The 13,304-nt window shown below is 70.0% G+C and carries 12 protein-coding genes and 1 pseudogene; 7 read left to right on the forward strand and 6 right to left on the reverse strand.

Translation table 11 applies throughout. The annotated features are described in order from the left end of the window. Positions 1–56: 56 nt before the first annotated feature. The 3 genes and pseudogenes from ACW5F0_RS08235 to ACW5F0_RS08245 all read right to left on the reverse strand — a co-directional run. On the reverse strand, positions 57–917 hold the full coding sequence (locus ACW5F0_RS08235) for a thiol:disulfide interchange protein DsbA/DsbL (RefSeq protein ID WP_456963464.1): 861 nt from the start codon (positions 915–917) through the stop codon (positions 57–59). Beyond that, complete coding sequence (locus ACW5F0_RS08240; RefSeq protein ID WP_456999511.1) at positions 914–1,600, reverse strand: thiol:disulfide interchange protein DsbA/DsbL; 687 nt, start codon at positions 1,598–1,600, stop codon at positions 914–916. Before ACW5F0_RS08240 ends, ACW5F0_RS08235 begins: the two co-directional genes overlap by 4 nt. A gap of 290 nt (positions 1,601–1,890) precedes the next feature. Then, a pseudogene (locus ACW5F0_RS08245) lies at positions 1,891–2,664 on the reverse strand (c-type cytochrome); the annotation flags it as partial. A gap of 126 nt (positions 2,665–2,790) precedes the next feature. Between ACW5F0_RS08245 and yihA the strand changes: the two are divergent. Further along, positions 2,791–3,405 carry a ribosome biogenesis GTP-binding protein YihA/YsxC gene (gene yihA / locus ACW5F0_RS08250; RefSeq protein WP_456963466.1) on the forward strand — a complete coding sequence of 205 codons (615 nt, stop codon included), beginning with the start codon at positions 2,791–2,793 and terminating at the stop codon, positions 3,403–3,405. Between the two features lie 184 nt (positions 3,406–3,589). Further along, positions 3,590–4,954 carry a glutamate--cysteine ligase gene (locus ACW5F0_RS08255; RefSeq protein WP_456963467.1) on the forward strand — a complete coding sequence of 455 codons (1,365 nt, stop codon included), beginning with the start codon at positions 3,590–3,592 and terminating at the stop codon, positions 4,952–4,954. Positions 4,955–4,959: 5 nt separating this feature from the next. Here the strand turns inward: ACW5F0_RS08255 and ACW5F0_RS08260 are convergent, their stop codons facing one another. Then, positions 4,960–5,955 (reverse strand): hypothetical protein, encoded by a 996-nt coding sequence (locus ACW5F0_RS08260; protein ID WP_456963468.1) that lies wholly within the window; start codon positions 5,953–5,955, stop codon positions 4,960–4,962. Between the two features lie 78 nt (positions 5,956–6,033). Between ACW5F0_RS08260 and ppc the strand changes: the two genes are divergently transcribed. The 3 genes from ppc (at position 6,034) to ACW5F0_RS08275 (ending at position 10,033) form a co-directional block, all read left to right on the forward strand. Next, positions 6,034–8,853 (forward strand): phosphoenolpyruvate carboxylase, encoded by a 2,820-nt coding sequence (gene ppc, locus ACW5F0_RS08265; protein ID WP_456963469.1) that lies wholly within the window; start codon positions 6,034–6,036, stop codon positions 8,851–8,853. 85 nt (positions 8,854–8,938) lie between these two features. After that, on the forward strand, positions 8,939–9,577 hold the full coding sequence (locus tag ACW5F0_RS08270) for a glutathione S-transferase family protein (protein ID WP_456963470.1): 639 nt from the start codon (positions 8,939–8,941) through the stop codon (positions 9,575–9,577). 120 nt (positions 9,578–9,697) lie between these two features. Continuing rightward, complete coding sequence (locus ACW5F0_RS08275) at positions 9,698–10,033, forward strand: carboxymuconolactone decarboxylase family protein (RefSeq protein ID WP_456963471.1); 336 nt, start codon at positions 9,698–9,700, stop codon at positions 10,031–10,033. Between the two features lie 60 nt (positions 10,034–10,093). Here the strand turns inward: ACW5F0_RS08275 and ACW5F0_RS08280 are convergent, their stop codons facing one another. Together ACW5F0_RS08280 and ACW5F0_RS08285 are read right to left on the reverse strand one after the other, a co-directional pair. Continuing rightward, entirely contained in the window at positions 10,094–10,666 is a 573-nt protein-coding gene (locus tag ACW5F0_RS08280; RefSeq protein WP_456963472.1) for an NADPH-dependent FMN reductase, read from the reverse strand. Between the two features lie 139 nt (positions 10,667–10,805). Then, positions 10,806–11,633 carry an alpha/beta hydrolase gene (locus ACW5F0_RS08285; protein ID WP_456999513.1) on the reverse strand — a complete coding sequence of 276 codons (828 nt, stop codon included), beginning with the start codon at positions 11,631–11,633 and terminating at the stop codon, positions 10,806–10,808. Positions 11,634–11,835: 202 nt separating this feature from the next. On the opposite strand from ACW5F0_RS08285, the gene ACW5F0_RS08290 reads away from it, so the two are divergent. Then, entirely contained in the window at positions 11,836–12,111 is a 276-nt protein-coding gene (locus tag ACW5F0_RS08290; protein ID WP_456965194.1) for a metal/formaldehyde-sensitive transcriptional repressor, read from the forward strand. 73 nt (positions 12,112–12,184) lie between these two features. Beyond that, complete coding sequence (locus ACW5F0_RS08295; RefSeq protein ID WP_456999514.1) at positions 12,185–13,294, forward strand: S-(hydroxymethyl)glutathione dehydrogenase/class III alcohol dehydrogenase; 1,110 nt, start codon at positions 12,185–12,187, stop codon at positions 13,292–13,294. The last annotated feature ends 10 nt before the right edge of the window (positions 13,295–13,304 follow it).

The raw sequence follows: 13,304 nt of genomic DNA on the forward strand, positions 1-13,304 counted from the left end.
CGACAGCCGGCGCAGGGTCGGGCGCAGGCATGTTCGCCTGCGCCGCGGTGCTGTCGTCAGTTCGAGCCACCGGCCTGGGCGGCTGCGCGCTCGCGCGCGACGAGCTGGTCGGTGATGCGCAGGATGTCGTCCAGGCTGCGGCCGCGCACCTTGTATTTGCCGTTCACCACCACGGTGGGGGTGGCGTCGATGCCGCTGCGCACGATGAACTGCTTGGTGCGCGCGATCTTGGCGTTCACCGCGAAGCTGTCGATGGTGCCGCGCAGCTGGCCGGCGTCGGCGCCGTGCTTGCCCATGAAGGCGATGATGTCGTCGGCGCTGGCGTTCGGGCGCAGGCTGCGCTCGATGTGCATGGCGTTGAACAGCGGCGTGTGCACGCGGTCGAGCACGCCCACGGACTCGGCGGCGAAGAAGGCCTTCGGGAAGTTGTCCTGCTCGTAGAACACGGCCGGCAGCATGGTGAAGCGCACGTCGGCGGGCAGGCGGCGCTTCCAGGCCGCCACCAGCGGATCGAACGCCGCGCAGTGGCCGCAGGAGTAGGCGAACACTTCCACCACTTCCACCTTGCCCTCCAGCGGAGCGAAGGGCTGGCCGCCGGGGATCTCGACGTAGTCGGTGCCCGGGACCAGGGCCGGACCCTGCTGGGCGGCCTGGCTGGCCGCGGCCACGGCGGCTTCGGCCGCGGGATCCTGGGCGGCCGCTGCGGGCTCGCCTTCGGCCGCGGCGTCGGCGGGCTGCGCGGCGTCGGTTGCGGTGCCGTCGGCCGCGGGCTCGTCGGCGATCGCGGCGTCGGCAGGCGGCGCAGTGGCTTCGGTCTGCGGGGCGGGGGCCGCGGCGTCTGCAGGCGTCGAGTCGCCGCCACAGGCGACGAGCAGCAGGCTCAGCATCAGGGGAACGAACAGCAGGCGTTTGGTCATGGCTTGGACTCGTGAGGTGCGGAAGCGTGGGGAGTGGCCTGGGTGGCGCGTTCGCGCGCGACCAGCAGGTCGGTGATGCGGAGCATGTCGCCAAGGCTGCGGCCGATCACGCGGTAGCGGCCGTTGACGATGATCGACGGTGTGCCCTGAATGCCGGCAGCCACGATGAACGCGCGCGCGGACTCCATGTGCGCGTCGACTTCGGGCGAACGCATCGCCCGGGCGACCGCGGCAGGCTCGAGGCCGAAGCCCGCATAGAGCGTGGCGACTTCGCCCGCCGAGGCGCCGCGCGACGGCAGCGACTGCTCCGTGTGGATGGCGCGATAGGTGGGTTCATGCGTGCGTGCCAGCGCGCTCAGCGACTCCGCGGCGAAGTATGCGCGGGCATAGGGGTCGGCGTGCGTGAACGCGGCGGGCAGGTAGCGGAAGGCGACGTCGGCGGGCAGCTTGCGCTCCCAGGCCGAAAGCTGTGGCTGGAAGTCGTTGCAGACGTGGCACCAGTACGCGAACACCTCGACCACTTCGACCTTGCCTGGCTCGGCGGACAGCGGCTGGCCGCCGGCGATGGTGACGAAGTCGCGTCCTTCCACCAGGCCGTCATCGGCGCTGGCCAGTCCCGTGGCAAGCAGCGCGCACGCTGCGAACGCGAGGGCGAGCAGGGCGGCGGGCAGGCGCTGGGTCATCGGTTTCGGTCCTCGAACAAAAAAGCGCCGGCACAGGGATCTGGCCGGCGCTGCGATTCACGCATTGTGAATGCCGTCGACCCGCGGGGGTCGGGCAGCCGTCATGGAGTCTGGAGCTCGTTTCCTGCGTCCGCGTCCGCTTCGGCCGGCTCGGCGTTCGCGGCGGGCTCGGTGGAATCGCGGGCGGCGGGCTCGCCACCCTCGGCGCCTTCGGCTGCCGGCGCGGTCGCGTCGACGGCGGCTTCAGGCGCAGGTGCAGGTGCAGGCGTGGCCGGCAGCTTCGCTATCGCGGCCAGTGTGGCGGCGTCGGGACGCGTGTGCAGGCCCTGCATGTAGCTCGACAGGGCGCCGATCTCTTCGTCGGTCAGCTCGGCGGCGATCGCGGCCATGATCTCGAACATGCCGGTGTCGCGTTCGGTGCTGGTGCCGGCGCGGTATTCCTCGAGCCGGCGCGCGGTGTACCAGGACTCCTGGCCGCCGACGTGCGGGTAGGCCGGGCCGGGGTTGCCGGCGCCCGACGGGCCATGGCAGGCCATGCAGGCGGGGATGCCGCGCTCGAAATCACCGCGGCGGAACAGCTGCTGGCCGATCTCGTAGAACTTCAGGCCCTCGTAGTCACCTTCCGCGACCACGGTGTCGTCGGCGATGCCCGCCCCGGCCGACTGCGCGGCGTAGTGCGCGCCGACGTCGCGCATGTCCTGCGGCGACAGCATCGAGGCGAAGGGCTGCATGATCGCGTTCGCGCGCTCGCCGCTCTTGAACAGCGCCAGCTGGCGGGCCATGTACTTCTCGCTCTGGCCGGCGATGTCGGGATAGATCTCGGGGATCGTGCTGTTGCCGTCCACGCCGTGGCAGGCCGCGCAGACGGCGGCCAGGGTGGCGCCGTTCTGGGCGTTGCCCGGCACCGTGGTGGCGAGCTGCGCCAGCGCGTCGACCGCCTCCAGCGGCAGGGTCTCGACCGGCTCGGCCTCCTCCAGCGGGGCGACCGTGGTCTGGGCGAAGGCGACGGCTCCGACCGCCAGGGCGGCGAAACCGGCGAGGAGGTAGCTGCGGGCGTGACGCATCTGGCTGGACTCCGAGGATCTGGGCACCGCGCCCTGTGGGCACGGTCGCAAGGTCTCGCATTATCCGGTCGCCGGCTCGGCACGGTCAAACCGGCCCCGCGCGCGTTCCGTGCGATCCTGTACGCCATGGCCAATCCCCTTGCTCGCGCCCAGTACATGCTGGCGGCGCATCTTCCCCGCCAGCTGCCTCCCGATGGCGGTTTCGAGGTGGCCCTTGCGGGCCGCTCCAACGCCGGAAAATCCAGCGCGCTCAATGCCCTGTGCCAGCAGAATGCGCTGGCGCGGGTGTCGAAAACCCCCGGACGGACCCAGCAGCTGGTCTATTTCGAGATGCCGCAGCATCCCGACCGCTTCCTGGTCGACCTGCCCGGCTACGGCTACGCGAAGGTCCCGCACGACCTCCGCGAGCACTGGCAGGCCTTCCTCGACACCTACTTCCGCACCCGTCTCGCGCTGCGCGGGCTGGTGGTGGTGATGGACATCCGCCATCCGCTGAAGGATTACGACCGCCACATGCTCAATTACACGGTGGAGCGCGGCCTGCCGGCGCACGCCCTGCTCACCAAGGCCGACAAGCTGTCGCGCAGCGCGGTGGGCAATGCGGTGCAGGCGGTGCGGCGCGACCTGGCCCAGTCCTATGGCGACACGGTGAGCGTGCAGGCCTTCTCGGGCGAGTCCAAGCTCGGCGTGGAAGAGGCGCGCGCGGTGATCTGCAGCTGGCTGGAGATCCCGGCCAACTGAGCGTGGGCCATGGGCCCCTGCGCATCGCACGTTTCCCGCGAGCCGCCGACACCGATTGCGCCGATGACGGCGACGCTGCAATCCGGTGGCGTGGCCGGCTGCGCGGGTGTCACGGGATATAGTGGCGGCTTCCGCGCCGGACCGTGACCGGCGGCCTTGCAACCTGCGTCGACGAGTCCGCCCCGTGTCCAACCCCAGCACCTCCCCCGACGCTCCGATCCGTTCGCGCGACGAACTCGTCGCCTACCTCGCCGATGGCTGCAAGCCGCCGGCCGACTGGCGGATCGGCACCGAGCACGAGAAGTTCGGCTTCCGCCTGGACGACCTGCGCCCGCCGTCGTATGAAGGTGATCGCGGCATCGGCGTGCTGCTCGACGGCCTGACCCGCTACGGCTGGGAGCGCGTGGAGGAGCACGGCCAAGTGGTCGCGCTGCTGAAGGATGGCGCCTCGGTCACGCTCGAGCCCGCGGGGCAGCTGGAACTGTCCGGCGCGCCGCTGGAAACCATCCACGACACCTGCCGCGAAGTGGGCAGCCACCTGTTCGAGGTCAAGGCGGTGGCCGACGAGCTGCGCCTGGGCTTCCTGGGCATGGGCTTCCAGCCGAAGTGGACCCGCGCTGACATGTCGTGGATGCCCAAGGACCGCTACAGGATCATGCGCGCCTACATGCCCAAGGTCGGCAACCTGGGCCTGGACATGATGACGCGCACCTGCACGGTGCAGGTCAACCTCGATTTTTCCAGCGAAGCGCAGATGGCGAAGATGTTCCGCGTGTCGCTGGCGCTGCAGCCGGTCGCGACCGCGCTGTTCGCGGACTCGCCCTTCACCGAGGGCAAGCCCAACGGCTACCTCAGCTACCGCTCGCACATCTGGACCGACACCGATCCCGACCGCACCGGCATGCTCGACTTCGTGTTCGAGGACGGCTTCGGCTTCGAGCGCTACGTCGACTACCTGCTCGACGTGCCGATGTACTTCAGCTACCGCGACGGCGTGTACCACGACGCCAGCGGGCAGTCCTTCCGCGATTTCATGCAGGGCCGGCTGCCGGTGCTGCCCGGCCAGCTGCCCACCATGCGCGACTGGACCGACCACATGACGACCTCGTTCCCCGAAGTGCGCCTGAAGCGCTTCCTGGAAATGCGCGGCGCCGACAGCGGCCCGTGGAACCGCATCTGCGCACTGCCCGCGTTCTGGGTCGGCCTGCTCTATGACGACGCGGCGCTGGATGCCGCTTGGGACCTGGTGAAGGATTTCAGCCTGGAAGAGCGCCACGCCCTGCGCGACGGCGTGCCGAAGCAGGCGCTGAAGCTGCCCTTCCGCGGCGGCACCGTGCGCGACCTGGCGCTGCGCGCGCTGGAGATTTCAGCCGCGGGCCTCGCGCGCCGCGACCGTCGCAACGACCAGGGCCAGGACGAGCGCTTCTTCCTCGATCCGCTGATCGAATTCGCCCAGGCCAACGAAACCCCGGCCGAACGCAAGCTCGCGCTGTACCACGGCGAGTGGGGCGGCGACATCGACCGCGTGTTCCGCGAGTTCGCGTACTGACCGCGTCAGCGGCGGCGGCGGTTGATGGATGCGCCTTCGCGGGAACCCATGACGGACGAAAAGCGGAAGGTGACCGGCACGGTGCCGCCGTGGGGGGCGAACGCGTACTGCTGCAGGCATTTCCTGATTTCGTGCGCGATGCTGGCGTTGGGCACGAAGTTCTCGAGCACGATGCGGCCCGTCTCGCCCGTGGGCAGCACCTCGACGATCCACGCCGCCGAGGCCGCTCCGAGGCGGTCGAGGTCGCGGACGTAGCATTTCCCGGGATCGTTCGTCGTCGTGACCCCGATGTTCTGGGCGGAGGCGCGCCGGTGCGTTGAACCCTTCCCGTTGGCGCGCACGCGCTGGAGGAGGTGCGGCTGCGTGGCCAGGTAGGCGTGGAAGTCCTCGCGCTTCAGCTTGCGCGGAAGCGACGGCTTGGACCAGTTCCAGATGAGTTCGACGCGGGTCAGCAGGTTGCCGTTGTAGGCCGAACGCTGGTAGTGGCGCTCGGCGGCGTCGGCGCCTTCGAGCATCACCTCCTGCACCAAGTAGAGGTAGACCTGCGTCCAGAGCATGGCTTCGCGCGCGTTCGCGTGGCGCATCTCCATTTCCGCCAGGTCCGCGAAGGCACCGATGTAGCCGGCCTCCTCGGCCATCGGCCGGATCAGCTCCCGCGCGCGGGGCACGTCCTGCGCCAGCGGATTGCCGGGCAGGTCGTGGCCGTGGCGGTACAGCTGGCCCAGCGTGTATGCGAATTCGGGGCATTCCTTGATGGTCGCCAGTCGCTCGTAGGTCTCGAGCGCGCTGGCCCGGCGTTCGGCCGGCGCCTCGGGATCAAGCAGGTCCAGGATGGTGCCGTATGGCAGCGCCTGGTACTCGCGCTCGCAGATGGCGCCGGCGACGGCCTCGACCGGGTTCGCCGCGTCTGCGGCCACGATGGCTTCGACCGGATCCTCCGCGGCCAGGCCGGCCAGCGGAATGAGCATGCCGGCGATCAGGCCGATCCATTGCGGTTTCATCGGGCTTCCCCCATCACCTGTGTCCCCGGCGCGGAGCATATCGCACGGATGCAATGCCTGGTGCGTTAGCGTAGGGCCATGGCCAATCCGCTCCGCGACCAGCTCGACTTCGTTGAATCCGACGCGCTGTTGCGCGATGACGTGCGCCGACTGGGCGCGATGGTGGGCGACATGCTCGCCGAACAGGTGTCGCCGGCGCTGCTGGACCAGGTCGAGGCCGTGCGACGCGCGGCGATCGCGCGGCGCGAGAACGGCGCGCCGGTCGACGCACTGGCCGGCGAGCTGGCGCAGGTGTCGCCCGCCAATGCCGACGCGCTGGTGCGTGCGTTCTCGGCGTGGTTCGGCGCGATCAACCTGGCCGAGCGCGTGCATCGCATCCGCCGCCGGCGCGACCACCAGCGCAGCGATGAAGGCCCGCAGCCCGGCGGACTGGAAGCGGTGCTCGGCGCGCTGCATGCCGATGGCGTGACCCTGGATGAACTCGAGTCGCTGCTGCCCGGCCTGTGGGTGGAGCCGGTGTTCACCGCGCATCCCACCGAAGCCGTGCGCCGCGCGCTGCTGGCCAAGGAGCGCGTGATCGTCGAGCGCCTGGTCGCCGACATCGACCGCACGCGGACGCCCGACGAACGCCTCAGCGACGAGTCGCGCATCCGCCAGGCGCTGGCGACCACGTGGCAGACCTCGGAAGCGCCGCCGCTCAAGCCCACCGTGACCGACGAGGTCGACCACATCGGGCACTACCTGGGCGTGCTGTTCCGCGTGCTGCCGGCGTTCTACGAAGTCTTCGCCGACGCCGTGGAGGCGGCCTGGGGACGGCGCATCGAGCTGCCCAACGTGCTGCGCTTCGGCACCTGGGTGGGCGGCGACATGGACGGCAATCCCAACGTCGGCGCCGAGACCATCGAGGCCGCGCTGGCGGCGCAGCGTGCGCAGGTGCTGGGCCAGTATCGCGACGAACTGAAGGCGCTGGGCCAGGTGCTGACCCAGACCCGCGATCGCGCCGGCGTGGACGAGGCGGTGGAAGCACGCCTGGCCCAATACAAGTCCTTGATGCCCATGGCGGCAGCGAAGCTCCGCGCGCGCCAGGCGGACATGCCCTATCGACAGCTGATGGAGCTGATGTCGGCGCGGCTTGCGGCCACGGCGGCTGGGGGCGTTCGAGAAGTCGGGAATGGACATGCCACGAACGGCGCCGATCACGACGGCCCGGAAGTGGATGGGCCGGCGGGCGCCGCGTATGCCCGCGTCGACGACTTCCGCGGCGACCTGGAGCTGCTCGATGCCAGCCTCGCGCGCAACCGCGGCGAGCACGCCGGACGCTTCGCGCTGCGACGCCTGCTGCGGCGCGTGCGCAGCTTCGGCTTCCATCTTGCCGCGCTCGACCTGCGACAGGATTCGGCGGCGCACGACGCCGCGTTGGCGGCATTGCAGGGCGACGACGACTGGGCCGCGCAGCCGCTGGACGCACGGCTCGCGCAGCTGCACGCACTGATCGATGCGCCGACGCCGCCGCTGCCGGATGCCGAAGCCGCCGTGCCGGCGCTTGATGTCTTCCGCACCGTGAAGTCCGCGCGCGCGCGCTACGGCGCCGATGCCTTCGGCCCCTATATCGTCAGCATGAGCCGCAGCGCGGCGGATGCGCTGGCGGTGCTGGCGCTGGCGCGCATCGCCGGCTGCATCGAGCACGACGGCGCGGCCACGCGCGAAGACGCGGGCGCATCCGGCGGCACCGGGCAGGTGCCGCTCGACGTCGCCCCCCTGTTCGAAACCGTCGACGACCTCGACGCCGCGGCGGGCGTGATGCGCGCACTGTTCGATGATCCGGTGTACCGCCGCCACGTGCGTTCCCGCGGCGATCGCCAGATCGTCATGCTCGGCTATTCCGACAGCGCGAAGGACAGCGGCCTGGCTGCCTCACGCTGGGCGCTGCAGCGTGCGCAGGTCGATCTGATGCGGCTGGCGCGCGAGGCCGGCGTGCGCCTGGTGTTCTTCCATGGCCGCGGCGGCTCGGTCAGCCGCGGCGGCGGCAAGACCGAACGCGCGATCATCGCCGCGCCGCGCGGCACCGTCGACGGCCGCCTGCGCGTGACCGAGCAGGGCGAGGTGATCCATCGCAAGTACGGCATCCGCGCGCTCGCACTGCGCAACCTCGAGCAGATGACCGGCGCGGTGCTGCGCGCGAGCCTGCGGCCGCGACCGCCGGAGCCACGCGTGCAGGGATGGCGCGCCATCGCCGACGGTCTGTCCGCCGACTCGCGCGCCTGCTATCGCGCCCTGGTGCACGAGGATCCCGGCTTCAATGCCTACTTCCGCATCGCGACGCCGGTCGACGTGATCGAACGGCTGCAGATCGGTTCGCGCCCCTCGCGTCGCCGCGATGGCGGGATCACCAACCTGCGCGCCATCCCATGGGTGTTCGCCTGGTCGCAGAACCGCTCGGGCCTGACCGGCTGGTACGGCGTGGGCCATGCGCTGGAGGCCGGCATCGCCGCGCACGGGCTTGACGCCATGGCCGAGATGGCGCGCGACTGGCCGTTCTTCGCCGCTATGCTCGACGACGTCGAGATGCTGCTGGCCAAGTCCGACCTCGACATCTTCGAGCGCTACTCACGCCTGGCCGGCGACGCGCACGACGCCTTCTTCCCCGGCATCGCCGCGGAGTTCGTCCGCACCCGCGATGCCATCCTCGCGATCAAGGGCGAAGACGAACTGCTGGCCCACGACTACCGCCTGCGCCTGTCGATCCGCCTGCGCAATCCCTACGTCGACCCGATCAGCCTGCTGCAGGTGGAGCTTCTGCGCCGCTGGCGCGAGGGTGGCAGCGAGGACGAGGAGCTGCTGCGGGCGCTGTTCGCAACCGTGAACGGCATTGCCGCGGGCATCCAGAACACGGGCTAGACAGGCGGGCGAACAGCACGCCGGCGTGCCCGTCGGCCGCCCGTCGCAGCGTTAGACTGGCTCGGCCCACCCCGGAGCCGCAGCCATGTCCCAGCCAAGCGAAGCCATCGTCCTCCATACCAATCCCATGTCGCGCGGTCGGATCGTGCGCTGGATGCTGGAAGAGCTCGGCGTCGACTACCGCGCCGTCGTGCAGGACTACGGCACCGGCATGAAATCGCCCGAGTACCTGGCCATCAACCCGATGGGCAAGGTGCCGGCGCTGCAGCACCGCGGCGTATTGGTGACCGAGGCCGCGGCGATCTGCGCCTACCTGGCCGATGCCTTCCCGCAGGCCGGCCTCGCGCCCGCACTGGACGATCCGCTGCGTGGCCCTTACCTGCGCTGGATGTTCTTTGCCGCCGGACCGGTGGAGGCCGCCGTGACCGCCAAGGCGCTGGGCCTGGAGCCGCCGCCGGAGAAGTCCGCGTTCGTCGGCTACGGCAGCTACGGCCAAGTGATGGCCGTGTTGGAGCAGGCGGCGGGATCGGCTTCGCCCTGGCTGCTCGGCGATCGCTTCAGCGCCGCCGACGTGTACGTCGGTAGCCAGGTGGATTTCGGCTTGGCCTTCAAGTCGATCCCCGATCGCCCCGCGTTCACCGCCTGGGCCGAGCGGCTGCGTGGCCGCGAGGCGTACCAGCGGGCCAAGGCGCACGATGACGCGCTGGTGCCGCCGCAGGGTTAGCCCCGCGCCGTGGGCAAGGCCCCGGGCATTGACAGCGGGCCGTGCGAGGAGGACACAGGGGCCGGGCCTGCCGTCCCGCGGCGGGCGACGTTGCCGGGGAAGCCCGGGGAGGACAGCGCCATGCTCGAATGGAACGACTATCGCCGTGACCTGATGAAGCGCATCTCCGAATTCGGAGCGCTCTCGCCCGACACCGTGCGCGGCTACGCCACGCTGGATGGCGCCGGGGCGAAGACCAATCACCTGGATGCGAAGACGCGCGAGCTGATCGCGCTGGCAGTCGCGGTCACCACGCGCTGCGACGGCTGCATCACCGTGCACGTTGACGCCGCGCTCAAGCACGGCGCCACCCGCGAGGAAATCGCCGAAGCCCTGGGCGTGGCGGTCACCCTCAATGCCGGCGCGGCGCTGGTGTTTTCGGCGCGGGTCATGGATGCGGTCGACGCCCACGGCTGATGGTGTCGCGCCGCATGCGGCACGTGCGATGCGGCTGCACCAGGGCGTGCTGCCGCTCGCTCAGGCGCCGCGCGGCAGCACCGTCAGCACGCGCGCGATGAACTCGTGGAATTCCTTCATGTACGTACGCAGGAACTCCGCGGTCGAGGCATCCGCGATTTCGCCGGCGTCGTTGAGCATCCCGTCCTTGAACTGGATGTAGGCCTCGGGTGCGTTCATCTGCGGCGAGTTGAGGAAGCCGAGGATGCTGCGCAGGTGTTGCTGGCCTACCGCGGTGCCGATGGCGCCCGGCGAGGTGCCGATCACGCCAGAGGGAATGTTCGCGAAGGAGTTCGTCCCCCAGGGACGGCTGGCCCAGTCGATGGCGTTCTTCAGCGCGCCCGGGATGGAGCGGTTGTACTCCGGCGTCACGATCAGGATCGCATCGGACGCTTCGATGGCCTTCTTGAAGTTGCTGCCCGATGCCGGGTAATCGGCGTCGTAGTCATAGCTGTAGAGCGGCAGGTCGCCGAAGGGGATTTCCTTGAAGCTCAGCTGTGACGGCGCCAGCTTGAACAGCGCCTGGGCGAGCTTGCGGTTGATCGATTCCTTGGCGAGGCTGCCGATCAGGTAGCCGACGTTGTAGGTCTTCATGGGCTGCTCCGGGATGTGGGTGGGCACCGCCCGTAGGCCAGGCGGCGCGGCAGGACCCGAGGAAGGGTCTCGCAGGCGCCAGTGTGCCCGGGCACTTGTTATGTCGGTGCCACCGTCCCGGGGCCGGACGCAGGATCCGTCAGCGCGGTGCCGGTGTGATCGAGTCGCGGAACAGCCACAGCATCGCGCGCCGGTAGACCTCGCCGATGCTGGCGGCGTGGGTGCCCTCGGGCAGCACGACCAGTTCCACCTGCCATGGCGCGTCATCGCGACCGGCCCAGGCGGCGCTCCACTCCGCGGCGTTGCGCACCCGCTCCGCGGTATCGCGGGCGCCGCTGGCCACCACCACCGACAGGTCATCGCGCCGGTGCGGCGCGGGCGCGGCGAACAACTGCTCGCGCGCCGGTGCCAACGACGGATTGCTGGCGATGCGTCCCCAGAACAGGTCCGGATCCTTCAACGCCGACCAGAGCACGAAATAGCCGCCGCGCGACTGGCCCACGAGCACCCGGCGTGCGGGATCGGTGCGATAGCGCCCTTCGACCTCGGGCAGCAGCTGCTCGGCGAGGAAACGGTGGAACGCCTCCGCGCCGCCCTGGCCGGGCGCCGTGCCCTCGCCGCGCGCGGTGAAATCGACGTCGCGCTTGTTGGTCGCGGGATCGAAGCTGCCGTAGGCGATGCCGACGATGATGGCTTCGGGGAGCTTCTCGTCGTAGCCGAGGAACAGGTGGGTGGTCGCGAGCAGCGGGAACAGGCTGTCGCCGTCGAGCAGGTAGACGACGGGCCAGGTCCGCTCGCCGGTGGCGTCGTAATCCTCGGGCAGGCGCACGTAGATGTGGTGCGTGCGGCCGGTGGCCTGGGAGGTGATCGGGAAGTAGCCGCCCTTCAGTGCCGGGAGGTGGTCGAGCGGGACATGGGCTTCGGTCGGGGCCATCGGGACCGACGACGGAGACGGCGGATGTGCCATCGCCATGCCGCACGGCAGCGCCGCGAGCAGGAACGCTATCAGGGGCCGCCAGATGTGCATTGCGCCGGAGTCTAGCGCGCTCGTGCGCTGCGCGGTCGTCATGGCGGGCATCGAACACCCGACGCGCGTGGGCCCCTCTGCGACCTCGCCGCTCACCGGCGCGGTGATATACTGCCCCCCACTATCCAGTGGGCGCATCCGGATGCCGCATTCGCCAGAAGAAAAGCGCAAGGTCCTGGCGCGTATCCGTCGCATCCGCGGCCAGTGCGAAGGCCTTGAGCGCGCGTTGGAAGCCGGTGTCGACTGTGCGCCTGTGCTGCAGCAGATCGCGGCCATCCGCGGCGCGGTCAACGGCCTGATGAGCGAAGTGCTGGAGTCGCACCTGCGCGAGCAGTTCGGACAGCCCGCCGCCGATCCGGCCGACCGGCAGGCGCGCGTCACCGAGATGACCGGCCTGATCCGTTCCTATCTGAAATGACCCTCGCCTACCCGTTGCGCCGCCGCCGCGCCGCGGCAGCCACCCATGCCATTGCATTGCAGGAGTTGAAACCATGAAGACCCGTGCCGCCGTCGCCTTCGAAGCCGGAAAGCCGCTGCAGATCGTCGAACTCGACCTCGAGGGCCCGAAGAAGGGCGAGGTGCTGGTGAAGATCACCCACACCGCGCTCTGCCACACCGACGCCTTCACCCTGTCCGGCGACGATCCGGAAGGCGTGTTCCCGGCGGTGCTCGGTCATGAAGGCGCGGGCATCGTGATGGAAGTGGGCGAGGGCGTCACCAGCGTCAAGTCGGGCGACCATGTGATCCCGCTGTACACCGCCGAGTGCCGCGAGTGCCTGTTCTGCAAGAGCGGCAAGACCAACCTCTGTGTGGCCGTGCGCGCGACCCAGGGCAAGGGCGTGATGCCCGACGGCACCACCCGCTTCAGCTACAACGGCCAGCCGGTCTACCACTACATGGGCTGCTCGACCTTCAGCGAATACACGGTGGTGGCCGAGGTCTCGCTGGCGAAGGTGAACCCGGACGCGAACCCGGAACACACCTGCCTGCTCGGCTGCGGCGTGACCACCGGCATCGGCGCGGTGCACAACACGGCCAAGGTGCAGGAAGGCGACACGGTCGCGGTGTTCGGCCTCGGTGCGATCGGGCTGGCGGTGATCCAGGGCGCCGTGCAGGCCAAGGCCGCTCGCATCATCGCCATCGACACCAATCCGTCGAAGTTCGAACTGGCGACGCAGATGGGCGCCACCGACTGCGTGAACCCGAAGGACCACGACACGCCGATCCAGCAGGTGGTGGTCGAGATGACGGGCTGGGGCGTGGACCACAGCTTCGAGTGCATCGGCAACGTCAACGTGATGCGCGCGGCGCTGGAGTGCGCGCACCGCGGTTGGGGCCAGAGCGTGGTCATCGGCGTGGCCGGCGCGGGGCAGGAGATCAGCACCCGGCCATTCCAGCTGGTCACCGGCCGCAAGTGGCTGGGCACCGCGTTCGGCGGAGTGAAGGGCCGCACGCAGCTGCCGGGCATGGTAGAGGACGCGATGCGCGGCGACATCCAGCTGGCGCCGTTCGTGACCCACACGCTGCCGCTGGAGCGCATCAACGAAGCCTTCGACCTGATGCATGAAGGCAAGTCGATCCGCACCGTCATCCACTACTGACGGGGAAGGC

This window comes from Luteimonas sp. A534, assembly GCF_054072805.1.

Coding starts and splice junctions, on each gene's coding strand:
- ACW5F0_RS08235 (WP_456963464.1), bottom strand. CDS start 917: ATGACCAAACGCCTGCTGTTCGTTCCCCTGATGCTGAGCCTGCTGCTC.
- ACW5F0_RS08240 (WP_456999511.1), bottom strand. CDS start 1,600: ATGACCCAGCGCCTGCCCGCCGCCCTGCTCGCCCTCGCGTTCGCAGCG.
- yihA (WP_456963466.1), top strand. CDS start 2,791: ATGGCCAATCCCCTTGCTCGCGCCCAGTACATGCTGGCGGCGCATCTT.
- ACW5F0_RS08260 (WP_456963468.1), bottom strand. CDS start 5,955: ATGAAACCGCAATGGATCGGCCTGATCGCCGGCATGCTCATTCCGCTG.
- ppc (WP_456963469.1), top strand. CDS start 6,034: ATGGCCAATCCGCTCCGCGACCAGCTCGACTTCGTTGAATCCGACGCG.
- ACW5F0_RS08270 (WP_456963470.1), top strand. CDS start 8,939: ATGTCCCAGCCAAGCGAAGCCATCGTCCTCCATACCAATCCCATGTCG.
- ACW5F0_RS08275 (WP_456963471.1), top strand. CDS start 9,698: ATGCTCGAATGGAACGACTATCGCCGTGACCTGATGAAGCGCATCTCC.
- ACW5F0_RS08280 (WP_456963472.1), bottom strand. CDS start 10,666: ATGAAGACCTACAACGTCGGCTACCTGATCGGCAGCCTCGCCAAGGAA.
- ACW5F0_RS08285 (WP_456999513.1), bottom strand. CDS start 11,633: ATGGCACATCCGCCGTCTCCGTCGTCGGTCCCGATGGCCCCGACCGAA.
- ACW5F0_RS08290 (WP_456965194.1), top strand. CDS start 11,836: ATGCCGCATTCGCCAGAAGAAAAGCGCAAGGTCCTGGCGCGTATCCGT.
- ACW5F0_RS08295 (WP_456999514.1), top strand. CDS start 12,185: ATGAAGACCCGTGCCGCCGTCGCCTTCGAAGCCGGAAAGCCGCTGCAG.